The 23,670-nt window shown below is 41.3% G+C and carries 21 protein-coding genes; 4 read left to right on the top strand and 17 right to left on the bottom strand.

Annotated features, from left to right (window positions below):
* From B0O44_RS15505 to B0O44_RS15470, 8 genes are all read right to left on the bottom strand, one after another.
* Positions 1-789: an SDR family oxidoreductase gene (locus B0O44_RS15505; protein WP_110832507.1), complete on the bottom strand. Its 789-nt coding sequence runs from the start codon at positions 787-789 to the stop codon at positions 1-3.
* A 1-nt stretch (position 790) separates the two neighbouring features.
* Positions 791-1,627 (bottom strand): amidohydrolase family protein, encoded by an 837-nt coding sequence (locus B0O44_RS15500; RefSeq protein ID WP_110832505.1) that lies wholly within the window; start codon positions 1,625-1,627, stop codon positions 791-793.
* Positions 1,614-2,471: a fumarylacetoacetate hydrolase family protein gene (locus tag B0O44_RS15495; protein WP_110832502.1), complete on the bottom strand. Its 858-nt coding sequence runs from the start codon at positions 2,469-2,471 to the stop codon at positions 1,614-1,616. Before B0O44_RS15495 ends, B0O44_RS15500 begins: the two co-directional genes overlap by 14 nt.
* A 46-nt stretch (positions 2,472-2,517) precedes the next feature.
* Positions 2,518-3,282, bottom strand: coding sequence for an SDR family NAD(P)-dependent oxidoreductase (locus B0O44_RS15490; RefSeq protein WP_110832500.1), 765 nt, complete (start codon positions 3,280-3,282; stop codon positions 2,518-2,520).
* A gap of 10 nt (positions 3,283-3,292) precedes the next feature.
* Positions 3,293-4,957, bottom strand: a complete 1,665-nt coding sequence (locus tag B0O44_RS15485; RefSeq protein WP_110832497.1) for a UxaA family hydrolase — start codon at positions 4,955-4,957, stop codon at positions 3,293-3,295.
* A gap of 3 nt (positions 4,958-4,960) precedes the next feature.
* Positions 4,961-5,290 carry an L-rhamnose mutarotase gene (locus B0O44_RS15480; RefSeq protein WP_110832495.1) on the bottom strand — a complete coding sequence of 110 codons (330 nt, stop codon included), beginning with the start codon at positions 5,288-5,290 and terminating at the stop codon, positions 4,961-4,963.
* Between the two features lie 20 nt (positions 5,291-5,310).
* A complete protein-coding gene (fucP, locus tag B0O44_RS15475; RefSeq protein WP_110832493.1) occupies positions 5,311-6,507 on the bottom strand; it encodes an L-fucose:H+ symporter permease in 1,197 nt (398 codons plus the stop codon).
* Positions 6,508-6,658: 151 nt separating this feature from the next.
* Positions 6,659-7,792 carry a glycoside hydrolase family 88/105 protein gene (locus tag B0O44_RS15470; protein ID WP_110832490.1) on the bottom strand — a complete coding sequence of 378 codons (1,134 nt, stop codon included), beginning with the start codon at positions 7,790-7,792 and terminating at the stop codon, positions 6,659-6,661.
* 240 nt (positions 7,793-8,032) lie between these two features.
* Between B0O44_RS15470 and B0O44_RS15465 the strand changes: the two genes are divergently transcribed.
* Positions 8,033-9,559 carry a hypothetical protein gene (locus tag B0O44_RS15465; protein ID WP_110832488.1) on the top strand — a complete coding sequence of 509 codons (1,527 nt, stop codon included), beginning with the start codon at positions 8,033-8,035 and terminating at the stop codon, positions 9,557-9,559.
* 35 nt (positions 9,560-9,594) lie between these two features.
* Here the strand turns inward: B0O44_RS15465 and B0O44_RS15460 are convergent, their stop codons facing one another.
* From B0O44_RS15460 to B0O44_RS15420, 9 genes are all read right to left on the bottom strand, one after another.
* On the bottom strand, positions 9,595-12,039 hold the full coding sequence (locus B0O44_RS15460; RefSeq protein ID WP_110832248.1) for an outer membrane beta-barrel protein: 2,445 nt from the start codon (positions 12,037-12,039) through the stop codon (positions 9,595-9,597).
* 21 nt (positions 12,040-12,060) lie between these two features.
* Positions 12,061-12,891 (bottom strand): DUF4097 family beta strand repeat-containing protein, encoded by an 831-nt coding sequence (locus B0O44_RS15455; RefSeq protein WP_146229850.1) that lies wholly within the window; start codon positions 12,889-12,891, stop codon positions 12,061-12,063.
* 11 nt (positions 12,892-12,902) lie between these two features.
* Positions 12,903-13,769 (bottom strand): DUF4097 family beta strand repeat-containing protein, encoded by an 867-nt coding sequence (locus B0O44_RS15450; protein ID WP_110832244.1) that lies wholly within the window; start codon positions 13,767-13,769, stop codon positions 12,903-12,905.
* An 11-nt stretch (positions 13,770-13,780) separates the two neighbouring features.
* Positions 13,781-14,590, bottom strand: a complete 810-nt coding sequence (locus B0O44_RS15445; RefSeq protein WP_170123346.1) for a HEAT repeat domain-containing protein — start codon at positions 14,588-14,590, stop codon at positions 13,781-13,783.
* Complete coding sequence (locus tag B0O44_RS15440) at positions 14,571-15,152, bottom strand: RNA polymerase sigma factor (RefSeq protein WP_211321388.1); 582 nt, start codon at positions 15,150-15,152, stop codon at positions 14,571-14,573. Before B0O44_RS15440 ends, B0O44_RS15445 begins: the two co-directional genes overlap by 20 nt.
* Positions 15,153-15,283: 131 nt before the next feature.
* Positions 15,284-16,465, bottom strand: a complete 1,182-nt coding sequence (locus B0O44_RS15435; protein WP_110832238.1) for a glycoside hydrolase family 88 protein — start codon at positions 16,463-16,465, stop codon at positions 15,284-15,286.
* Between the two features lie 10 nt (positions 16,466-16,475).
* Positions 16,476-18,629 carry a glycoside hydrolase family 31 protein gene (locus B0O44_RS15430; protein ID WP_110832236.1) on the bottom strand — a complete coding sequence of 718 codons (2,154 nt, stop codon included), beginning with the start codon at positions 18,627-18,629 and terminating at the stop codon, positions 16,476-16,478.
* Positions 18,630-18,769: 140 nt separating this feature from the next.
* Positions 18,770-19,201, bottom strand: a complete 432-nt coding sequence (locus tag B0O44_RS15425) for a CBS domain-containing protein (RefSeq protein WP_110832234.1) — start codon at positions 19,199-19,201, stop codon at positions 18,770-18,772.
* 208 nt (positions 19,202-19,409) lie between these two features.
* The gene (locus B0O44_RS15420) at positions 19,410-20,936 is read right to left on the bottom strand and encodes a hypothetical protein (RefSeq protein ID WP_110832232.1); all 1,527 of its coding nucleotides are present in this window, start codon (positions 20,934-20,936) and stop codon (positions 19,410-19,412) included.
* Between the two features lie 67 nt (positions 20,937-21,003).
* Between B0O44_RS15420 and B0O44_RS15415 the strand changes: the two genes are divergently transcribed.
* Genes B0O44_RS15415 through B0O44_RS15405 form a run of 3 tightly spaced genes read left to right on the top strand, consistent with a single transcriptional unit; the run spans position 21,004 to position 23,562 of the window.
* Positions 21,004-21,417, top strand: coding sequence for an EamA family transporter (locus tag B0O44_RS15415; protein WP_110832230.1), 414 nt, complete (start codon positions 21,004-21,006; stop codon positions 21,415-21,417).
* Between the two features lie 41 nt (positions 21,418-21,458).
* Positions 21,459-22,637, top strand: coding sequence for an acetyl-CoA C-acyltransferase (locus B0O44_RS15410; RefSeq protein ID WP_110832229.1), 1,179 nt, complete (start codon positions 21,459-21,461; stop codon positions 22,635-22,637).
* A 4-nt stretch (positions 22,638-22,641) separates the two neighbouring features.
* Positions 22,642-23,562, top strand: coding sequence for a hypothetical protein (locus B0O44_RS15405; RefSeq protein WP_110832227.1), 921 nt, complete (start codon positions 22,642-22,644; stop codon positions 23,560-23,562).
* Positions 23,563-23,670 lie beyond the last annotated feature (108 nt).

The raw sequence follows: 23,670 nt of genomic DNA, 5'->3' as shown, positions 1-23,670 counted from the left end.
TTAAAGCTTATTGATCGCCCGGTCAAGATGGACGTATCCCCCGTCTACATACACCAATTGTCCTGTGGTATGACTTGACCTTTCAGACAACAAAAAGACTGCGGTATTTGCAATTTCTTCTGCACTGGTCATTCTGTTGCCTAATGGAATCTTTTGCAGAATAGACTGAAGCTTCTCTTCGGGATGCTCTACAGAATTTAGCCAGGTCTGATATAAAGGGGTAAAACATTCTGAAACAATTACAGAGTTTACCCGGATACCATAGGGCAATAACTCCACTGCCCATTCCCTGGTTAGTGCATTTCTTGCGCCGTTGGCCGCTGCATAACCCGAAGTCCCTCCCTGACCAGTCTCAGCAGTCTTTGAACCTATATTTACAATGGCCCCTCCCGATTTTTTTAAAGCCGGTAATGCAAAATGGGCCATCAGATAGTAATGCACAACATTTTTATGCAGGCTTTCCATGAAACCCTCGTAAGTTCCGTGTTCCAGTCCTACACCATCATTTACCCCGGCATTATTCACCAGGCCATCAATACGGCCAAAATCCCGGATCACCTGTTGAACAGCGGCCTCACTTTCACGGGGATTTTTCAATTCTGCCCGGATCTGATAAGCTTCTGTCCCCTCCTTTCTCAACTGATCTGTTAATTTCAGGTTATCGGATTCATTTCTGCCAATAATTACAGGTAGTGCCCCTTCCTGCGCAAGCAATCTGGTAATGGCTTCTCCAATCCCCTTGGCGCCACCTGTGATGATAATGACTTTATTTTTTAACTGTAAATCCATGTTATTTCTTTAATTTATAGAACCTGAGTGCATTACCACCCCAAAACTGTTCCTGTTCCTGTTTTGAAAATTCAGCCATGTAGTTGTTCATTGCTGTGGTGACCTGACCATAAGTTGCTGCCAGGCGACATACCGGCCAATCTGATCCAAAAAGGATCCGGCCAGGTCCGAAAGCTTCAAACAATACATCCAGATAAGGCCGAAGATCTTCTTCCTTCCAGTATTTCAAATCTGCCTCGGTCACCATTCCGGAAGCTTTGCAAAACACGTTATCCCTTTTACCCAGCTCAAGGATATCCCTGCTCCATTGCCTGATGTTTTTATTTCTGATATCTGGCTTACCAAGATGATCCAGTATAAATAACTGCTGTGGAATGGCCGAAGCCAGGTCTTTAGCATAGGTTAACTGATCAGGAAAAATCAACAGGTCATAGGTATAATCGAAACGGCTCAGTGTCCGGATACCATTTATGAAATCAGGCCGGAGCATCAGTGCCCTGTCTGCTTCAGATTGTAAAATATGCCTGAAGCCTTTTAGTTTGTCATATTTTTTGTATTCGCTAAGCTGCTCCTGCAGGTCAACGGCCTGAAGATCCACCCATCCGACAACCCCTTTAATAAAGGGGTAATTTTCGGCATTTTTCAATTGAAACCTGTTTTCTTCAGCACTCTGATCCGACTGGACCACTACACTGCCTGCAAAACCATAATGCTGCAGGATAGATAAAAGATGTTCCGGCAAAAAATCATCCTTAAGGATGTTCATACTTTCATTTATCCAGCCATCCCGTTGCGGATCATATTTCCAGAAATGCTGATGCGAATCAATTTTTAACATAATTTTTAAGCTCCTGTCTGGAAGTTCCCAAACCCTCTATGCCCAACTCAACCACATCTCCCGCTTTTAGATATACCGGAGGATTAAAACCCAAACCAACGCCAGCTGGTGTTCCTGTAGAAATCACATCGCCCGGTAATAAGGTCATAAACTGACTGACATAGGAAATCACAAAAGGCACATCAAAAATAAAATTGGAAGTATTACCGTCCTGCATCATCTTACCATTTACGCTTAACCACAAGCGCAGGTTATTGACATCTTTAATTTCTTCCGCTGTAGCCAGAAAAGGGCCTAATGGGGCAAAAGTATCACAACCTTTTCCTTTATCCCAGGTTCCATTTCTTTCGATCTGAAATTCCCTTTCAGAAACATCATTGTGCAACACATAACCTGCAACATAATCCATCGCTGATTCTTTTTCTACATAAGAAGCCTTTTTACCAACGACAACCGCAAGTTCCACCTCCCAGTCTGTTTTTACAGAATTTTTTGGAATCACAATATCATCAAAAGGGCCTGTCAAAGCAGTCGTGGATTTCATAAAAATTACAGGCTCAGGCGGAATCGGGGCATTGGTTTCTTTAGCATGGTCTGCATAATTTAAACCAATACAGACAATCTTAGATGGCCTGGCAATGGGAGAACCCAATCGTTCCTGGTCTGAAATTACCCTGAGTTTTCCTTCTTGTTCCTTTAGAAATTTTTCCAGTCTTTTTAGTCCGTCGTTTTCAAAAAATGTTTCGTTATAATCCTCTCCAAAAGCCGAAGTATCATATTTAATATCATTAACAATTACTCCCGTTTTTTCTTTACCTGCAAGGCCCCATCTGATTAGTTTCATTTTATTCTTTTTTACTTTTACTTATTTTCAAACAACTTTCAGTTGCTTAGTTATTCAATTTAATAAAACCTCCGTCTAAGGGATAGTCATTTCCTGTAATAAATCCAGCTTCCTGGGAACATAGGTACAAAGCCAAAGCAGCAACCTCTTCGGGTTTCCCCATTCGTCCCACAGGCTGGCTTTTTGACAATTTCTCAAAAATAACATCCTCCTGCCCGGCATAATTTTTAGCAATAAAGCCATCAACAAAAGGGGTGTGCACCCTTGCAGGTGAAATGCTGTTACATCGAATATTGTCCTTCATATAGTCTCGTGCAACCGACAAGGTCATTGCAAAAACAGCTCCTTTACTCATGGAATAAGCAAAACGGTCGGTAATTCCCACCACAGCAGCAATTGATGCCATATTCAGGATCACTCCTGCCCCCTTTTGCTTCATCTGAGGAATTGCAGCATACAGACAATTATAAGCGCCTCTGACATTCACATTAAAGACCTTTATAAAATCAGCTTCTGCCGTTGTATCTGCTGTACCAATATGTGCAATGCCTGCATTATTAACCAGGATATCGGTATTACCAATCTGACTAAATGTATCCAATACCTGCTGCTGATTACTCACATCACAACCATACACAAATGCTTTCCCCCCGTTATTCTTAATTTCTGATGCAGTTTCTTCTGCAGCGGCGGCGTTCAATTCTATAATATGTACCTGTGCACCTTGTTTTGCAAAAAGTACAGCGATGGCTTTACCTATTCCACTGCCGCCACCGGTAATCACTGCCGTTTTTCCCTCTAAACTAAACATATTGATCTATTTATAATGAAACTCCTCTCTTCCACGGAATAAAATCATCCTGACCCAATTCCACTGCTTTTGGCTTTAGTCGTCCGCTGGCCACCTCTATCACATAATCAAGTATTCTTTCTCCCATTTCTGAAATGCTTTCTTTTCCTTCTATAATGGTCCCACAATTGATATCTATAATATCAGGCATTTTCTCATATAACCTGGTATTTGTCGAAAGTTTAACGACCGGACTGATGGGGTTTCCTGTTGGTGTGCCCAAACCTGTAGTAAACAAAACGATATTGGCTCCCGCAGCGACCTCTGCAGTCGTACTTTCCACGTCACTTCCCGGGGTACAAAGTAAATTCAGTCCGGCTTTGGTGATTTTCTCCGGATAATCCAATACTGCAGTTACCGGCGAAGTTCCGCCCTTTTTCGCTGCGCCGGCCGATTTGATCGCATCAGTGATCAGTCCGTCCCTAATATTTCCAGGAGAAGGATTCGCATAAAAACCCGAACCACTTGCTTCAGCCAGTTCATTATACCTTCTCATTAAGCCCATAAATGAAGATGCAGTTTCTTCGTCCACACAGCGGTCACTCAACTCCTGCTCTACCCCACAAAGCTCCGGAAATTCAGCAAGGACAACGCTTCCTCCCAATGTAACGAGCAAATCCGATACATGTCCAAGGGCAGGGTTTGCCGAAATTCCTGAAAACCCATCTGAGCCTCCACATTCCAAACCAATACAAAGCTTGGCAAGCGGAGCGGGTTGTCTTTGCTGTTTATTGGCTTCCATCAAACCACAAAAAGTTTGTTTCAGGGCTTCCTGCAGTAATTTACTTTCTGTCCCAATTTTCTGTTGTTCAAGTATAAATAATGGTTTACTAAATTGCGGGTCCCTTTTTTTAATTTCTGCCTGCAGAATACTCGCCTGCGCATGCTGGCAACCCAGACTCAGCACGGTTGCCCCCGCGACATTGGGATGGGTTATATAACCAGCCAATAATCCACAAAGCGCATCCGAATCCATTCTTGTACCCCCACATCCCATATCATGGTTCAGGAATTTAATACCATCTATATTTTTAAACAGTTTTTTAGATGTTGGTCCAGCCGAAGAAGCCTGTAAATCTGCCGATAAAATCTTTTCCACTGAACTCCCGGCATGGTACAGGTCGATCAGGTGGTCCACCTCATTTTCATAACTTTTTGCTTTTTGGAAACCCAGTTTTGCAACTAAGGCGTCCTTCAAAACATTAATATTTCGGTTTTCACAAAAAACCAATGGAACAACAATCCAGTAGTTTGCAGTTCCGACTGATCCGTCTGTTCTGTGAAAACCTTCAAAATTCCTATCCTTAAACCTGGAAACATCGGGCTGGGTCCATTCGGTTTTTCTTTCCGAAAGCTGAAAATCCCCGGCGGCGTGTTTAACATTGTCTACCGTGATGGCTGCCCCAAGAGGTATAAAATCCGCTGCTTTTCCTACTAAAACCCCATACATAAAGATCTCTTCATCTGGAATCATGTCAGAAACTGTAAATTTATGCTTCGCCTGCACTGCAGTGTGCAATTTAAACAGTTGATCATTGTAACTAATCTCTTTACCTTCAGGTAAATCCTCCAGGGCCACCAGCACATTATCTGCAGGGTGTATTTGTATATATTGGGTAACTTTTACTCCGTTCATAAATTACAATTGAAATATCCTGCTCATCAATACCCATTTTTCTCCGGGTTTTGCCCCTGGAACAGCTTGCTGGTATTTCCACATCAGTTGTTCCCAGTCCTGAACCCTGGCATTCGCCTGGTCCATTTTATTTTTTTTTTCAAAACTAAAAGCACCGTTTACCTCCATAATCATCATCAACCGGTTACTGAACCTGTAAATTTCCATCATTTCAATACCACTGTCTTTAATGCTGGAACTTATTTCCGGCCATATTTGCTGGTGCCATTTTTCATATTCTTTGATCAGGCCGGCATCATCAACCAGATCAAGCGTTAAGCAGTATCGTTCCATGAGGTATAGTATCGTTTATTTTATTTATTTACTTTATAACCCCTGAGTCCGTAAAAGAAAACCACTACAAAACACATCAAAGGCACCAGATAAGATACCGGGGTAGAATATTGATCTGCCATTAAACCCATTACATAAGGCATCAATGCGCCACCTACAATTGACATAATGACAAAGGAGGATGCTTTTTTGGTATGTTGTCCCAAATCTTTAATGCTTAAAGCAAAAATAGTTGGAAACATAATGGACATAAAGAAAAACAAAGCCATCAGCGCATATACTGAGATCCATTCCTGCTTCAGAATTACCAATACACACAGAAATACATTAATCACCGCATACAAAGCCAATAATTTATTGGCAGCAACGACCCGCATTAAAGCAGTACCAACAAAACGCCCAGCTGTAAACAAAATAAGTGCAATGGACAGTAATTTGGCCGCTTTGGCATTGTTTATACCGACCCCACTTTCCGTACAGTAATTGATAAACAAAGCTGCTATTCCCACCTGGGCAGCCACATAAAAAAACTGGGCTATAACACCAAAAGTAAAATTGCTATGGCTGAACAAAGGCTTGGCATTGAGTTTTTCAGAAGTGACCAACTCACTCTCTTTAATTTCGGGTAAAGTAGTTTTAATAAAAATACCAGCAATCAGCAATACAATGATCCCGATCAGTACATAAATTAGTTTCACCGAATCCAGGTTCCCTCCATTTGACTCGCCGCTATTTCCAAAAAACAGATATGATGCCAATATAGGTCCTAAAAAAGAGCCTACGCCATTAAAACACTGGGAAAGGTTCAACCGGTTTGCAGAAGTTTCCGGCTTTCCCAATACGGTCACATAAGGGTTTGCCGCTGTTTCCAGACAGGCAAGGCCAGAAGCCAGCACAAACAAAGCCAACAAGAAAAAATTAAAACTGGATTGCTCTGCTGCCGGATAAAACATAAATGCCCCGGCCGCATAAAGCAACAATCCAAGGATCACCCCTTTTTTGTAGCCGTATTTATTCATAAATATTCCTGCAGGCAATGCAACAAGAAAATATGCACCAAAATAAGCAGCCTGTAACAAGGTTGAACGGCTTTTGGTAATGTTCAGTGTTTCCTGAAAATGTTTATTCAGTACGTCTAACAAACCGTAAGCAAATCCCCATAAAAAAAACAGGGAGGTAATCATAATAAATGGAAACAGGTATTTATTTCTGGACATAAAATGTGTTTGTTGTTCAAAGAGAGTAAAAAAGAAACAGTTATGATAAATGGATGTTGCCAAATCGTTCTGTTATATTGGCATTTTTTTGATAAAAACTGCGAATAAACAAAATGAATCGATTTCGTAACCTGATTTTACCACAGAATATTTACTGAAGCAAGGCTGCTGCCGACCAAAGAATTGGCGCCTGACCGTGTAAATCACCTGTCAGCCTTTTGCGATCCAAATAAAACTGCCGGCTTGTATTTTTATTGGTCCCTTCACAAACATCTTTTACCTCATCATTTCCATCTATGTATCCAACCAGGGCAATCCATGCTTTTCTTGCCGCAGGTCCGTAGGTTTTTGCATCCAGCCATCCTTTTTTCACACCAGTAATCATCGCATAGGTAAACATTCCGGTAGAAGAGCTTTCTTTCCAGGATTCTGCATCATCAACCAACTGGCGCCACATGCCATCTTCAGCCTGGTGCTTTAGCAATGAAGCCATCATCATCTGATAACCTTTCATAATCCTTGCCCTTTCAGGATGATTTTTGGGCAACGAACCCAGCAATTCTGCCATGCCTGCAGCCATCCAGCCATTCCCCCTGCCCCAGTAAAAAGGCGCCGTTGGCGCGTGATAAAATAAACCATTGGGTTTTTGCAGGGAGTCCAGATATACCACCATTTCTTTTGCAGCACGGTCAATATACTTTATTTCACCAGTGGCAAGATAAGCCTGGTTTTGCAAGGCTGTAATCATAAACATATCATCAATCCATAACCGGGTTTGCCAGGTTAACCCTTGCTTGTAAAATTCATGGGAAGCTGCAACTACTCTTGGTCCTTCCGGTGGCCCCCACTGTTTATCTGCAATTCCTTTTCCAAGGTCCAGGTATTTTTGTTCTTTTGTCTGAATATAGAGTTGTAAAGGCACCGAGCCAAATACAGAATAGTCAACATGATCCGGAACAGGAATCAGTTTTGCTTCAGGTCCGAAAAATGGTTCAAACCTTTTTGCCAGCTGGCCAAGCAATTCCTTATCCCTGCTAGCCCCTGCAAATTTCAGGGCACCATACCAGGTACAGCTTTCCGGATAGGTAATGACCTTTGGCGGGGTTGGTCTGCCAAAATTCGTATGAGGTGTAGCAATAAAATGGGCAGCTATCCTTTTTCCAACTTCTAAAGGCGCATATCCTGATGGCCAGTTCTTAAGATCATTTTTGTTTTGGGCAAAGCTCGTACTGACCAGTAATAGTCCGGCAGCAAACAGGGAGGCTTTAATAAATTGAGTATTCATGATGTGGTCAGTCTTTTGGTTTAGCTTAAATCTAAGAATCAATTCTGCAATAAAGCCAAATTCGAACTGTGATTGTTTTGCCCATTTAGCTTATTATTCAGCTCTTTTGTCAGCCCTTGCCCCTGGTCAATGCGCAAAGACTTTCCCTTAGCCAAAATAATTGAATACTATGCTCTTGAACTGAAAAAATGAATCCCCTTTTTACATTAAAATTAGAGTTTAAAATTTCAGGAACCCACCATGACCACACTCAAAAACCACCGTTTACACTTCGCCATCATTCTGCTTGCTTTATTTGCCTTTAAATTCAGCACTAAAGATCCCTGGCAATCTAAGTTATTAAGCATCCAAGAGGATGGCAGCCTGGTTTACCACCCCGATGAAAAAGGAAATACGATTCCTGATTTCAGTTTAGTTGGCTATCACCACAGTGACAAAGAAATCCCAAGCGTTAAAGTAGTAAAAACCATCTCCCCAAATGGCACAGATGATCAGAAAATCATTCAGGATGCCATTGATGAAGTTTCTGCGCTCAATCCCGATGCATCGGGGCTTAGAGGGGCGATCTTGCTTAAAAAAGGAACGTGGAAGATCCCGGAAAGCATTTTCATCAAAACAGGAGGTATTGTCCTCAGGGGAGAAGGTGATACCGAATCCGGGACTAAAATTCTGGCTACAGGTAAAGGCCAGCGCTCGCTTTTTAAAATAAGTGGTTCCGGAAAGCCCCTGCCCATTGAAAGTTCAAGAACAAAACTCTTTGAAGATTTTGTTCCCACAGGCAGTTTTTCCGTGAAGGTTGAAAATGCTTCTGCTTTTCGTCCAGGTGACCAGATTATCCTTTATTATCCAGGAAGCCAGAACTGGATTACAGACCTTAAAATGGATCAGATTGTAGAACGTCAGGGAACCAGGCAGTGGAAGCCTGAAGAATACAATCTTGGATTTCAGAGAGAAATTACCGGGATTAAAGGAAATGAAGTGTTTTTTGATAACCCTGTTGTGATGGAAATCAATCCAAAATATACACAGGCCAGCCTGTTTAAATACAAATTCGAAGGAAGGATCAGAGAAGTTGGTATAGAAAACATGTATTTTGAATCTGAATTCCAGGACGACAAAGATGAAGATCACGGATGGATCGCTATAGATTACAATGCGATAGAAAATGGCTGGATTAGAAATATAACTGCCAGGCATTTTGGTTATGCCGCTGTAAGCCTTGGCGATCAGGCCAAAAACATAACCGTAATGGACGCCGTTTGCCTGGATCCTAAATCTATTGTTACCGGTGGAAGAAGATATTCTTTTAACAATAACGGACAATTAAACCTCTTCATGAGAATGAAAACAACTTATGGCAGGCACGATTTTGTAACAGGAGCAAAAGTTCTCGGCCCGAATGTCTTTCTGGATGGTCTTGCCAGTCATTCACAAAGTGATATTGGCCCACATCACCGCTGGTCCGCAGGCACACTTTACGACAACATTATTACCGACGGCGATATTGATATCCAGGACCGGGGCAACTGGGGCAGCGGCCATGGTTGGTCTGGGGTTACGCAGATCCTATGGAACTGCCAGGCAAAAAAAGCAGCAGTACAAAGTCCATGGGTATCCGGATTTAACTACGCTATTGGTTTACAGGGACAGAAATATGAAGGACGTTTCTCCGGAAGAAATGACGGGATCTGGGAAGGCCTGAATAAGCCTGGCTTAAATCCTGCGTCCTTATATAAAGCCCAGCTGGCTTTCAGAAAAAAGAAATAAAAAAAGGCCTGAATGTACATTTCAGGCTTTTTTTTTTATTTCACTCTTCCTTGTTCAGCCTCACTGCTCCCTGTATCCCGTTTTTTAGCACTGCTTAATGCCTGCCCAAAATTGTAGGTAAAACCAAGTGTCAGTGACTGGGAATCAAAATTGTTTTTATAAAAGGCTTGTGCTCCCGGAATGCCATTAATAGTCCCCTTAGAGATGTAACTGTTAAAGATGTCTCTGACACTTAATTTCAGGGAAGCCTTATTCTGCAGGATTTTTTTCTGAATACCAGAATTCAATTGCCAGCGGGAATCATTTACAAATTGTCCACTTGCTCTTCTGCCAAAATAAAACCCACTGAGCTCTGCACTCCAGCCATCAGGAAGCATAAACTGCTGGCTGGAATTGAAGGACCAATAAGTAGACGAAGCCGTAAAATAACGACCATATAACAATCCTTCAACGCTATTTCTGATGACTTCGGTATAAGCATTCAACGTCCAGAATTTTAAAGGTTTTAAGGCCAGGTTCACAGAGACTCCATAATTGGTTTCCGTTCCCATATTCCCTGTCCTGCTGATAAAAATATCACCTTTTTGTTCTATTCTTTCATTAAGCGCATCGGTAATGTAGTTATAAGAAATAGCAGTAGTGAGCACACTTTTATAACTGTAGGCCAGTTTATAATTATTAAGGAACTGTGGCCGGATATAAGGATCTCCGGCAAAATAGGTGTACTTGTCCACCAGAAAAATAAAAGGATTAAGACTTCTGTAATTTGGACGGTCAATCCGCCGCCCATAAGAAACGATCAATACATGATGACCTGCGGTATCCAATTTATAAGATAAATAAGCCGTCGGAAAAAGATTGGTGTAATGTTTTGTAAAAGCAGAATCCGGTCGGCTGACATTTCCCAATTGATGACCAAAACCATTTGTGTTTTCCAGCCTCAAACCTGCTTTGATGTCAAAGCGCCGAAAGGACCTGGAAAAACTAACATAAGCCGCATTGATGTTTTCTTTGTATAAAAAATGGTTGGTTTTGTCGTTAATGGGAATATTTCCCCCATCAGTCTGATCAAAATAACTGGCTGCATTGTCTGTACTGATGTAGCTGGTTTTAATCCCGGTCTCCAGTTTGCTTTTGTCTTTAAAAGGAAGTACATAGTCCGATTTGAACGCATAAATATCTATATCCGATGGCAAACGATCGCTGATGAGTTGAAACCCCCTGGGGTCGCCGCTGGGATAATAGCTATTGCTTTGAAAGCTTTCATCTGCCCTTGAGGCATAATGTATATAATCGAAATCAAAACTAATGGACTTCCCGGTACTGTCAAACTGATGGGTATAGTTCAGTCCAAGCCCTCCTTTACTGAACTTGTTTTTTGAGGAATTAATAGACACCAATGTCGAATCCAACATTCGGGAACCGTTTAGCAGCATCGTATTTCCATTTGCATCAGATCTGCCAGGTGATAAAAGGCCGGTTAACACTACACCCCAAGTCGTTTTTGGTGACAAGTAATAATCCAAACCCAGTTTTAAATTGCCATTATGATTTTTATTTCTGAAATAGGTTTCCTGACTAAATACGGAATTCAAACTTCCATCTGCCTTAAAATACGCTCTTTCTATTCCAAGTTTGCGATAAGGGTCATTATAACTGTAAGCAGCATTCGCAAAAAAATTAACCTTAGGTGTCCGGTAGTTCCAGTTGAAGCTTTCACTGGTCTGCTGGTATTTGGCCAGACGATAACTTGCAGATAAAGACCCGTTGGAGCCCGACATTTGGGACTTTTTAGTTTTAATATTAATCACCCCGCCATTGCCCGCAGCATCGTATTTGGAGGGAGGATTTTCCATCAGTTCAATTTTGTCTAAAGTTCCCGAGGGTAAAGCCCGCAGGTAGGCAGCAAGATCGGCAGCCGACAGGTAAGTCGGTTTATCGTCAATTAAAACCATCACCCCATTTTTACCCTTAAAGCTGATGTTTCCATTTTCATCCACAGACACACCTGGCGCTTTCTCCAGCACTTCCAGCGCATTGGATCCCGTATTAGAAATCATAGAACCCACATTAACCACTGTCCTGTCAATTTTGTTTTCAACAAAACTCTTCTGCGCTGTTACATTTACTTCTTTTAAGGTCACATCTGTTGATTCCAGCATCACCGGGGCCAGTTGGACTGAAGACTGGCCGTCCGAAAGTTCAACAAGAGTACTTTTATAAATTTTAAAACCAACAGCACTGACTGCAAAAGTATAATTTCCAGTTTTGATGCCTTTAAAAACAAAGGAACCATCTGCCTGGCTCAGCGCACTAGCCAGACTAAGACCATTCTGAATTAATACAACTGAGGCACCATCAACTGCTTTTTTATGCTTATCCTGGACCTTTCCGTTGATGACTCCCGGACCCTGGGCAAAGCCAAATGTATAGGCAATACTCATCCATACGGTCAACAGGACCGATATTTTCACATTCATAAATTCTGGGTTGAGGCTTATTTATTTTGTCTTGCGGACATAAATATTACCGTTCATATTTTTCATCAGCATTTCCGGGCCACCGCCATTAACTTTTCCATTTAGCCAGTCATTCAAATGGATCCGGAACAATCCCTTTTTCTGATTTTGTTCAGTGGTAAGCTTTCCAGCTTCGGCGACAATATTGAAATCACTGTAAATTTCACCCCTATCTGACTTCAGTTTCAAATTGGCCTTTAAATTTTCAGGAAAACTCACATCAACGTGACCGTTAAGTGTAGAAAATGCCATTGAGGCCTTAGGATCAATACTCCTAAAACTCACCACAATATTTCCATTAATGGTATTGGCCACAACCGAGCCTGCAACTTTGTTTATCTGGATTGCACCATTTACATTTGTCGCTTCTATATTACCATTTACATTACTTACGGTAATATCTCCATTATTTACTGCTTTCAGTTTTAAGCTCAACTCTGTCAGCGGGACTTTTAAGGTCAGGTGATGCAATTGATTTGGCAACCTGGACCTTACCTTTACCACATTATTGTTTACTTCTGCGGTCACATCAGCCTTATTGTCCAATGTATAGCGTTTCATACCAGCAGGATTTTCACTTTCTTTAGCCCTTTTATTCTCCTCCTCTTCTGTACGAACATTTACAATAATTTCCTTGCCCTCATAGCCAACAATGGTAATAGAGCCCCTCAGCAAACTCACTTCAAGCCTGTAAGGTTTTCCAGGCTCAGTCAAAGGAACATTTAACTGATCTTTTGCTCCTGTTTGGCCTTGACTGATCAAACTTGATACAACCAGCAATAGCACTGAAATTCCAATTTTTAACATCTTCATCGCTTTTATTTTTAAGACTGTTTTTTTAATATAATATCACCGTTGAGCGTTTCGAACTTAAATAATTTCCCTCCTGAACCAATCCTCATATCAGAGTTTTTGTTCATTTTGTATAAGGTTCCTTTATCTGTCTTCTCTGTACTCTTGCTGACTTCAGCAGGAAGTACGGACAGGTTCTCAAAATCGGTATAAAATGCACCCCGCATGCTTTTCAAACGGAGATCCGCAGAGAGGTTTGCAGGATAAATGACCTTAATCTGCCCGTTTATAGTCGCATAAGTGGAGGCATCTGAAGGACTGCTCAGGTAATCTGCACTAATGTCGCCGTTAACCGTGCGTGCATCTGTCACCCCTTTTATCTTATTCAATGAAATCGACCCGTTAATATTTCTCAGGTGCAATGGCCCGTTAACCTGGTCCACGGTGATCACTCCTTTATTAATGGTAGATAAATTCAGTGACATGTTCATCGGTACTTTGATTACAAATTCAAGAGCAAAACGATATTTCACTTCCCGGTCGCTCCCATCTCTCCAGCTTTTACGTGGTCTGGAATCCTGAGGATCTGCAATATAAGCAGTAATACTGTCTCCTTTTTGCTCAAATGCCAAACGGAATTCTTTTTTGCCGGTTTCCAGCATATCCTGACTTTTGGCCGAAATGGTTTTATCTACTTCAATCACAACTTTATCTCCGGAATAACCTTCAACTTTAATGGAGCCCTGTATATTGTATACCGATAATACACTTTTGTTTCCAGTTTTACCTACTGTAAATTCTTTTGTAATGTGCTCACTAAACTCCTGAGCTTTTGTAAATAATGGGGCACAAAAAAGCACCCATCCCCCTAAAAGGGATATCAATACTGTTGTCTTCATAAAAATTTTGTTTAAATCAGGTTGGTTATGGTTTCTTTTATTTTATCCCTGACCATATCGTTCAGGTCTCTTTGTTCAAGTAACTTTTTTAACGAGCCCACAGCCCGTTTTTCCTGTAATTTCAGCATCACATCGGCCAGTGCAGCCTGCACCAGAGGAGAATCCTGGGTTACAATGGATTTGACAAGTCCCTCCCTTACTTTCGGCTGGTCTGCAAACCTGGTCAATGCTTCCAGGGTCATCAGTCTGACATTATCATTTGAATCGTTATTTAGCGTTGCAAACAAAGCATCCACCACTTCCTGGTTAACATCTTTAATCTCATTGGTATACCCAATGGCTTGAATCCGTTTGGAAGCGGAGGGATCATTTAAAAGAGACAGCATTGTTGTTTCTTTCAATTCCTCTACCTCTGAGGAAAGCGCAGCCAGATGTTCCCTGTTCACTTTGCCGGTCTCCTTATGACTGAATATATAACCTAAACCCAATCCCATCAGCAACAGTACCACACTATAGGCCATCTGGAACTTTGGTTGCAGGCTCCAAAGCTGTTTAATTTTTTTACTCAGACTTTCAAATAGACTTTCCTTTTGTCGGGAGGCAATTTTATAATCTTCCAGCATTTGCCCAAACCGGATGTCCATTGTGGCCGAAGGTTCAGGTATTGTAAGCGCTCCTATCCTATTCCACAATGCCTGTTCTCGGGCAAGTTCTGCGCTGCAGGCCTCGCATTGTATCAGGTGCAGCTCAAATGCCTCGCTTTCTGCCGAAGTCATCTGGCCATTGATCCAGTCTGTAATTTTATCTTTTTTGCAATTCATCACCATCCTGTTTTGTATTCACCTTTGCATATATTTCCTTTAACTCATTAATCGCCCGGTGGACCCTGACTTTGACCGCTCCTTTTGTAATATTCATTACAGCCGCGATCTGATGATACTTCAATTCCTGCAATTTACTCATTACCAAAACCTCCCTGTGGTCAGCGTTTAACCTGTTCAATGCATTTTGCAATGTATTCAGGTCTTGTTTCCGTTGCAGATCTCCATCAGCACTTTCACCGTTCCCCATCTTTTCGGAGAAATCAGCGATGTCGTACCTGTTTCCCATTCGCTTATCTTTCTTTGCCTGATCCTTCAAGACATTCCGCGCCAGGTGGTACATCCAGGTTTTAAACTCACCCTCTCCGCTAAAACTATGGCTGTATTTCAGCATCCTGTAAAAAACAATCTGAACCATATCCTCACTAGCTTCCCTATGATTGCTCATGTGGAATAGAAAGCCATATAAAGCACGGCTATGTCTCTCAAATAGCAATCCCATTTTATCGGGATCCCCTGCTTTCACCTTAAGCATGATCGCATTATCACTTAGTATATTCAAGCAGTCTGTTTGGTTAATTTGGCTTATAAACTCTGGTCTTAAAAAAAGGTTACAGGAATATAGGATTTTATTTTTCAAAAAAAACAAAAAGCCCCTGAAGGAATCATCAGGGGCTTTTATGGGTTCTTTTTTTATAATTTAGATTTTCGGGTCAATGCTTCCAGGTAATAATAATCAGCATAGGAAAGTGGTACATCAACCTCGCTGTTAGAAGGTTTGGATCCCGTACTCTGCAACAGGATAAAACCTTTAGCGGAGCCTTCAGGAGCAATATACTTTGTACTTAAACTGTACAGGATCTGATCCGCTTTTTGAAGATAAGATTTACGGTTGCTTTTACTGTAGCCACTCAGTTCATATAAGGCCGAAGAGATGACTGCAGCGGCCGAAGCATCTCTTGGTTCATCTGGAATAGCCGGGGCATTAAAATCCCAATAAGGAACCAGGTCTTTGGGCATGTTCGGATGGCTAAAAATAAAACGGGCAATATGTTCTGCCTGTTCCAGATAGGCGGTGTTATGAGTATAACGGTAACACATCGTATAACCATATAGCCCCCATGCCTGTCCTCTTGCCCAGGCAGAAGCATCACTATAGCCCTGGTGTGTGGTTTTCTTTAATACAGCTCCCGTATTGGGATCATAATCTACAACATGATAAGAACTGTAATCTGCTCTGAAATGGTTTTTCATAGTTGTATTTGCATGACTGACTGCTATTTTATGGAAAGAAGAATCACCTGTAAGTCTGGTTGCTTCAAAAAGCAGTTCCAGGTTCAGCATGTTGTCTATAATGGTTGGGTTCTGCCATTTGTCTTTACTATGGTCCCAGGAACGGATTACGCCTGTTTTCGGATTAAAACGTGTAGATAACGTTTTAGCGGAGGCCATCAATACCTCTTTATAATGGGCATCTTTGGTGAGCTGATAGCCCGTACCTACGCTGCAGTATATTTTAAAACCCATATCATGGGTTGTACCATTGTCTTTTTCTTTTTCGATACCAGCGGTATATTTTTTTGCTTCTTCTTCTCTTTTCGCCAGATGGTCATGCCCATACAAATACCATAAAACACCAGGAAAAAAACCACTGGTCCAATCTTTGGAAGCAACCAGTTTAAGCGCTCCTTTTTCCAGTGTTCTGGGAGAAACCAGGTTCGCATTGGTTTTGGAAACAAGTTCACTGAGCATCAGGTCTGTTTGCTTTTCAGCATGCTCAAATGCTTTTTTAACATTAACTTTTTGCGCTTTTCCCATCTGGGCCGTCATAAGGAACAGGAGTACAAACCCCGATGCATTTCTGATCAATCTCATTTATTTTAATTTATGGTTTAGTCATTTGCTTAAAAACTATTTTACCTATGGTATTAGGCTTTCCTTTCGGGGCATCTGCGATGCTTCCTTTTAAAACACCGCCAGAAAGTGCTACCTGAATTTCCCTGAAACTATACTGTCCTTTCTCATAATTATAACTCTCCCCATCATCATCATACAAAGTGTATTTTCCCGGAGCGGTTCCATAATACCGAATTTCCAGGTCTGTTTTTTCATTTCCCCTTGGTGCATTCAACCTGGCTTTCATCATTGGTATAATTCCACCATCTTTTACATAAACAGGAATTTTATCTAAACCAGGTTCTACAGTAATTACCTCTCCGTCCCCTGCGTACGCGCCAGTAAAAAAATCGTACCACTTCCCTTTGGGAAGTACAACTTTACGACTTTTTTGTCCGGTGAACAAGGGAGCAACCAAAAGATTTTCACCAGCCATATACTGATCTTTAATTTCCTTGGTCAGTGCTTCTTCATAAGGATTATCTTCAAGATTCGTTTTGTTTTTGATTTTTACAGCTTCGGCAGAAAATCCGTCTTCAAGGGACATTCCCCGAAAAGGGGGGAGACCTTCAAAATGATATTTTGCAAACTCCGAATACCAATAAGGCATCATTTCCATTCTCAGCAACGCCATTTCTTTAACTTGTAAAGCCACCTCAGGGAAGGACCAGGGCTTGGTACTGCTAGACCAGGCATTAATCATGGCCATTGGGGAAAAAATCACTGTCTGCATCCTTCTGAGCCATTCCTCCGGATTTTTAGAAGCCCTGACTTCGGGGGTCCACAATACTCCGGAATACCCACTGTTAATTAGGGCTGTAATAAAATCCTCATGATTGTAATAATCATCATAAATCACATAAGGAAAAGAATTGGCACCGGCGTTAGAAGCCCTGACCAGGCCATAAGTCCGTTGGTTAAGCTTTTTGAACATTTCTGTACTATAGCGTTGCATCAATACCCCATAAGTTTGTCTCATTTGTTCCGCACTAATACCAGATGGGAAAGTAGCGACATCCGGCCATAAGTAATGATCGTATCCATCTACTTCATCAATCTTATAACCACTTACACCAAGGCTAACCTGGTCTTTTTGCATTTGCCCAAACAGAATGTCCCTGGCCTGAGTTGTCTGTAAATCCGGGACTACTCCTGACCAAACTGTATGTGAACCCGTAAAAGGTAATATTTTCTGATAAAAAGAAGCGTCTGGAGATATGTACGGATTTGTCCAGAGGTTTAACCTTACCCCTTTGTTCAACAGACCAGTCACAAAAGATTTAGGGTCCGGGTATCTGCCCTTATCCCATTCAAATGTACATGGATAAGATTTGCTTTGCCAACCTGGCTCCAGACCTATAAAATCCAAAGGGTAACCTTTCTGCTTAAACTCCTCTACTTCCTTTTCTACATCTGCAGCAGTGTACAGGCTTTTTACGCGTTGCGTAAAACCCAATCCCCATCTGGGAGGTAAAGGGCCCCCTCCAAAAAACAAATTATAACGCTTAATTGCATCCAGGGGTTTGGGGCCAGAGAAAACAAAAAACTCCAGGCCCTGGGCAGCAACCAATATTTCTACGGCATCCGAGTAGGGACGGGAAGTCCAGGCTTTATCTGTATTTCTGTCTTTAGCTTCACCAGCATGATTGCTGTCTTTTCTCACAGCAGTGCCCACGTAGATATCTATGTAACGGCTGGTATTGATAAAAATACCATAACCTTTTGAAGAGACATAAAAAGGAACGGGTGCATGTGTTCTTCCATTATCTTTTCCACCGAAATGATCAACGTGCAGGCGCAGTACTTTTCCCCTTTGATGTATAGTTTGAAAATTAAGCCCAAGTCCGTAAATCTGTTCTCCTTTTTCCAGAGGCAGTCTTAAATAGGTTTTTCCATCGATAATTTGCGTTTTAATTGCTTCTTTTCCGATTGGAAAATCAGTTTTAGGTAGTTTTTGAAGACCTTCGGTAAAAGGTTCGGCACCAGATGCCTTAATCAAATCATAGTTTTCTACTTTTCCAGTCTGGCCTTTCCATATTCCCGGCTGAACTTCTGTCCAGTTCAACTCTTGAGCCCGGGCACAAAAAAATGAACAGAAAAAAACAAGAAAAATGATCAATAGTTTGAAACGGATCGCTGTCATTTAAAAATGTGGTTTAAATTTGGTCAGATTAATTCAGTACGCATTAACTTTCAAAGAAAACTATTTCGCTGAATTATTTCTACCTGTTTTAAACCAGTCATTCAATCATTTTGGCATTTTAAGAAAAAGATTCTGCTTTGTTAGCTGTTGATATAGCTTTCCAGTGCATTTATCGTATGTTTTTGGTCTTCAATAATAAATTTCACCACATCACCAATAGATACCATGCCAATCAATTTTCCGTTTTCAACAGCAGGTAAATGTCTGATGTGCATTTCTGTCATTCTCATCATACAATCTTCAATGCTGTCCGTTACTTTCACGGTTACCGGATTGGCTGTCATCACTTCCGAGATTTGAGTGTCCAGAGAAGATTTCCCATGAAGTATAATTTTTCTTGCATAATCCCTTTCGGTAAATATGCCCAGCAGATGCTGGTCCTGGTCCATAATCAGTAAAGCGCTAATGTTTTTTTCCATCATTACTTTAAGTGCATCCAGAACAGATATTGCTGCGGTAACTGCAAATATTTCTTTTGATTTTGTACTAAGCAACTGTTGAACTGTTTTCATGGTCTTGAGTTTTTAAATGACAACAATTAATCTATAGGGATGAGGATTGAACCCAGTACCCTGACATCCATCAAAGAACTGGTTTTTAATATCTTGTATTAAAATTAGTAAAAAAACACATCATATCAAAATACCAAAAAATGATTGCCTTACAATCAGATGAAGCCTTCTTCCCCTATTAAAAAACCGTACCGGGGAACAGCCCTCCCTAGGCCTTGGGATTACACAACAGAAAAATACGACCGTCCCTGAATTTGTAGGTATGAAGTAGTTTTCTATGTTTAAGAATATCGGGCAGGCTGATCAGCTCAGGGTCATCAATCTGGTTAAACCAGATCACATAGTGTATACCTTCTTTATAAAACGCCTCTGTATAATCTTTATAAACACGCTGAGGAATTTCATCCGCCCTTAACCCCCCGGCATTAAAATAAACGGCCTCATGTGCATTGGAATAAATTTTATAGCCAGAGTTCAGAAAACCTGGATGCGCTGCCAGAAAATTTGCTGTCGAAGAATTTTTCCAGGAATTATCCGTGTATCCCGGAATCCCGTTATCTACTGCATCGCGGTACATTTCTTCCAGGTGAACAATGATTTTGTACTGCAGCAGCAACAAGAACAAAGTCAACATCACGATGCCCGTTTTCCTCGCCAGTGGCTTTAAGCCGGAAAGCCAAAATGGAATCCAATAGCTTACTGCCAATAAAACCGGTATAAAAACGGGAACCATCAGGCGGTTGTTGATTCCTTCAAAATGAGAAAGCGTAGAAATACCGATGATGAAAATTGAGTAGACCACTACAAAAGCAGCCGTTATATTTTGCTGACTGGAATATTGCTGTCTGCGGACGCACCTGTAAAAGAACATGAATGTTAAAAAAACAAACACCGACAGCCCGGTAATTACCCCTGTCGTGTACTGTTCATTAAATACCGGGAACCAATTGCACAATACCTTGCCATAGTAGCTGATGTTATCCATAACGTGTGTTTGCCCAAATTGCCTTGGTCCGGTCAGGGATTTACCAAGCACATGATTACGAAGCAGGTTCAGGACAAGAAAAGCAAAGGAAACCATGCTGAACAGAAACAAGTGCCCCAACTTTTTTCTGATGTTAAAACCTGGGGCAAATAAAATCAGCAGGCCCGCGGTACCGGTTAAAGTAATACCAGCATACCTTGTGGTGGTCGCCAACCCTGCAATGCCTGCGCACAACAACAAATAAAAAACAGATTTATGGTTCAGGTACTTTTCCAGGCATAAAAAAAAGAGCAGACTAAACAGCAGTAATAAGGTTTCTGACCACAGCATCCCGTACACCTCTGTTAATGCAGGGCTAAAAACCAGCAACAAAAGTAAAATACGCCTGTACCAGGCAGACTTCAACTGACACCTTTTAATGACATGACTGGAAAGCAGAATAAGTAATGCCATCATCAGGGCATTTAAAAAAGCAGCTGCAACAACAATATCTTTTCCGGAAATAAACATCACCACACTTAAAAACATGGGATAAAAAACCGGGAAGGCAATCAGGGGTTGCAGGTTATAATCCAGCATTTGATGGTGCTGATGAATATTCCTTGCTGTACTCAGATAAGCGATAGAATCGGGAGAAATGCCAATTCCATTCCGCCCGGTAAAAATCAATATGCTGAAAAAAGCAAGTAAAGAAATGATTATGGAATCAAAATTGCGGTATATATATAATACAATCTTATTTTCAGGCATGGTCAATGAATTGGCAGACGAAGTTACAAGTTTTAATACATTAGACGGATTTTAAAATCATCAGCTTATGTGGTGGATATATGCATTACTCTCTGCTTTTTTTGCTTCTCTAACTGCAATTTTCGCAAAAATCGGGGTCACTAACGTCAATTCAGATCTCGCGACCGCAATCAGAACAGTGGTCATTTTACTCGTTGCATGGGGCATTGTTGCTTTCCGGGGTGAGCTTAAAGGAATTACAGAACTGACCAAACACAATTTGCTTTTCCTGTTCCTTTCAGGTCTGGCCACAGGCTTGTCCTGGGTATTTTATTTTAAGGCATTGCAGATGGGCAAAGTTTCACAGGTAGCCCCTGTTGACAAATTAAGTGTCGCGCTGACCATATTGCTTTCCTTTTTAATTTTAAAGGAAGCCATTACCCTTAAAGTACTTGCTGGTGCCCTGTTAATTATTGCAGGAACTATTGTTCTGATCACTTAAACTTACTTAACTTTGTCTGCAACCAATTATAAATAATACGAATGAAAGAAGTAGTGATTGTTTCTGCCGTCAGAACTCCAATAGGAAGCTTTGGTGGCTCATTAGCCAGTTTATCAGCACCTCAACTTGGTGCTATTGCCATAAAAGCAGCCATTGAAAAGGCTGGTATACAAGCTTCTGACGTTCAGGAAGTTTTTATGGGAAATGTACTTTCCGCAAATATAGGTCAGGCTCCGGCCACCCAGGCTGCAAAATACGCAGGTCTTCCGGACCTTCCGGCAACCGCTGTAAACAAAGTTTGTGCCTCGGGAACAAAGGCCATTATGCTCGCTGCCCAGAGTATCGCATTGGGCAATCAGGACATCATTGTTGCCGGAGGAATGGAAAGCATGAGTAATGTTCCTTACTACCTGGATAAAGCCCGCAACGGCTATCGTTTAGGTCATGGTCAAATCACGGACGGTCTGGTCAAAGATGGTCTCTGGGATGTCTATAATGACTATCATATGGGTTCTGCTGCCGAACTTTGTGCAACTGATTGTGAAATCAGCCGTGAAGCTCAGGATGCCTTCGCCATAGAATCTTATAAAAGATCACAGGCTGCCCAGACAGCTGGAAAATTTAAGGATGAAATTGTACCTGTTGAAGTAAAAGACAGAAAAGGTGAGGTTACTTTGGTCAGCAATGATGATGAACCTTTTACCGTTAAATTTGAAAAAATCCCTGGTTTAAAGCCGGTCTTCAAAAAAGATGGTACAGTCACTGCTGCAAATGCGTCAAATTTAAATGATGGTGCCGCTGCATTGGTTTTAATGAGTGCAGACAAAGCAAAAGAATTAGGTATAAAACCACTTGCCAAAATTTTGGCTTATGCAGATGCACAACAGGCACCGGAATGGTTCACTACCGCACCTTCCAAGGCCATTCCACTTGCGCTTCAAAATGCCGGAAAATCAATAAATGAAGTTGATTACTTTGAAATCAATGAAGCATTTTCGGTCGTTTCCCTGGCCAATAATAAATTACTTGGCCTGGATGACCTAAAAGTTAATGTAAATGGTGGTGCAGTTTCATTGGGACACCCCCTTGGTGCTTCAGGAGCAAGAATTGTAGTGACCCTGCTCTCTGTATTGGCTCAAAACAATGGAAAAATTGGTGTTGCCGGAATCTGTAACGGAGGTGGCGGCGCAAGTGCACTTGTGGTTGAAAGCGTCAATTAAAATTATGCTTAATTGTAAAAAAAGCATTTTAACTTTTATATTTTTATGCTGTGCCCTAATCAATGCCAGGGCACAGCATACTTTTAATTCCGGTACCTCACGTTTAAACATGCTGCAGGATTCCCTGTTGCGACTGGAAAGACTGGTTCAGGACGCCCCTTCCAATACCGAACGTTTTGCAGATAATGCACAGTTTGTTAAAACATTAGTAAAAGCATTAAAAATCCCCGGCTCCTATAATTTCGGGTTTGATTCGGTCAAATACCTGTCCATTGTAAAGTCACCGGATAAAGCTTTCAGAATATTTTCCTGGGCTGTTGCGGCCGATGATGGTACTTATCGATTTTTTGGTGCGATACAAATGGCGACTAAAGATGGCCAGTTGAAATTATACCCCTTAATAGACGCAACGGAAGAGATTAAAGACAACAATGAGATCACTTCCAATAAAAAATGGTTTGGCAGCCGTTATTATGAAATTGTACCGGTGGTCAATAGTGGGAAACAAACTTTTTACATACTTCTGGGCTGGAAAGGCAATACCATTAAGACCACAAAAAAAGTTATTGAAATTTTATCTTTTGAAAAAGATGAAGTAATTTTTGGTAAAAATGTTCTGGAAAGCACAAAAAACGGCCCGTTCAAAAACCGGATCGTTTTTGAGTACAATAAGCTCAATTCTATGACATTGAGGCTGGATAAAACGGTCGGCATGGTGGTCTTTGATCATTTAGTACCTTTAAGTCCTGATATGACCGGTAATTTTGAATATTATGGTTCAGATTCCAGTTTTGATGCCTACAGGCCTGTTGGAGGCCATTTAAAGCTCGTAGAGAATGTTGAACTCAAAAATAATCCAAACGAGAAAGACGAACTTTATACAGATCCAAAAAATAAAAAAATCACCCCAATAAAGAAGCTCTAGAGCTATATAACCTCCTTTTTATATAAGTTAAAAATTTGTGAGTTTGGCTTCATGTACCTATCTTGCGCGATGGTTTATTTCAATAACACACAAACTTTATCTCTGACA

Origin of the sequence: Pedobacter nutrimenti, from assembly GCF_003208655.1 — a bacterium.
GTDB classification, from domain to species: domain Bacteria; phylum Bacteroidota; class Bacteroidia; order Sphingobacteriales; family Sphingobacteriaceae; genus Pedobacter; species Pedobacter nutrimenti.
Note: the sequence above shows the minus strand (reverse complement) of the source record. Positions and strands in the feature narration are given on the sequence as shown.

Coding starts and splice junctions, on each gene's coding strand:
- B0O44_RS15505 (WP_110832507.1), bottom strand. CDS start 789: ATGGATTTACAGTTAAAAAATAAAGTCATTATCATCACAGGTGGCGCC.
- B0O44_RS15500 (WP_110832505.1), bottom strand. CDS start 1,627: ATGTTAAAAATTGATTCGCATCAGCATTTCTGGAAATATGATCCGCAA.
- B0O44_RS15495 (WP_110832502.1), bottom strand. CDS start 2,471: ATGAAACTAATCAGATGGGGCCTTGCAGGTAAAGAAAAAACGGGAGTA.
- B0O44_RS15490 (WP_110832500.1), bottom strand. CDS start 3,282: ATGTTTAGTTTAGAGGGAAAAACGGCAGTGATTACCGGTGGCGGCAGT.
- B0O44_RS15485 (WP_110832497.1), bottom strand. CDS start 4,957: ATGAACGGAGTAAAAGTTACCCAATATATACAAATACACCCTGCAGAT.
- B0O44_RS15480 (WP_110832495.1), bottom strand. CDS start 5,290: ATGGAACGATACTGCTTAACGCTTGATCTGGTTGATGATGCCGGCCTG.
- fucP (WP_110832493.1), bottom strand. CDS start 6,507: ATGTCCAGAAATAAATACCTGTTTCCATTTATTATGATTACCTCCCTG.
- B0O44_RS15470 (WP_110832490.1), bottom strand. CDS start 7,792: ATGAATACTCAATTTATTAAAGCCTCCCTGTTTGCTGCCGGACTATTA.
- B0O44_RS15465 (WP_110832488.1), top strand. CDS start 8,033: ATGACCACACTCAAAAACCACCGTTTACACTTCGCCATCATTCTGCTT.
- B0O44_RS15460 (WP_110832248.1), bottom strand. CDS start 12,039: ATGAATGTGAAAATATCGGTCCTGTTGACCGTATGGATGAGTATTGCC.
- B0O44_RS15455 (WP_146229850.1), bottom strand. CDS start 12,891: ATGAAGATGTTAAAAATTGGAATTTCAGTGCTATTGCTGGTTGTATCA.
- B0O44_RS15450 (WP_110832244.1), bottom strand. CDS start 13,769: ATGAAGACAACAGTATTGATATCCCTTTTAGGGGGATGGGTGCTTTTT.
- B0O44_RS15445 (WP_170123346.1), bottom strand. CDS start 14,590: ATGAATTGCAAAAAAGATAAAATTACAGACTGGATCAATGGCCAGATG.
- B0O44_RS15435 (WP_110832238.1), bottom strand. CDS start 16,465: ATGAGATTGATCAGAAATGCATCGGGGTTTGTACTCCTGTTCCTTATG.
- B0O44_RS15430 (WP_110832236.1), bottom strand. CDS start 18,629: ATGACAGCGATCCGTTTCAAACTATTGATCATTTTTCTTGTTTTTTTC.
- B0O44_RS15425 (WP_110832234.1), bottom strand. CDS start 19,201: ATGAAAACAGTTCAACAGTTGCTTAGTACAAAATCAAAAGAAATATTT.
- B0O44_RS15420 (WP_110832232.1), bottom strand. CDS start 20,936: ATGCCTGAAAATAAGATTGTATTATATATATACCGCAATTTTGATTCC.
- B0O44_RS15415 (WP_110832230.1), top strand. CDS start 21,004: ATGTGGTGGATATATGCATTACTCTCTGCTTTTTTTGCTTCTCTAACT.
- B0O44_RS15410 (WP_110832229.1), top strand. CDS start 21,459: ATGAAAGAAGTAGTGATTGTTTCTGCCGTCAGAACTCCAATAGGAAGC.
- B0O44_RS15405 (WP_110832227.1), top strand. CDS start 22,642: ATGCTTAATTGTAAAAAAAGCATTTTAACTTTTATATTTTTATGCTGT.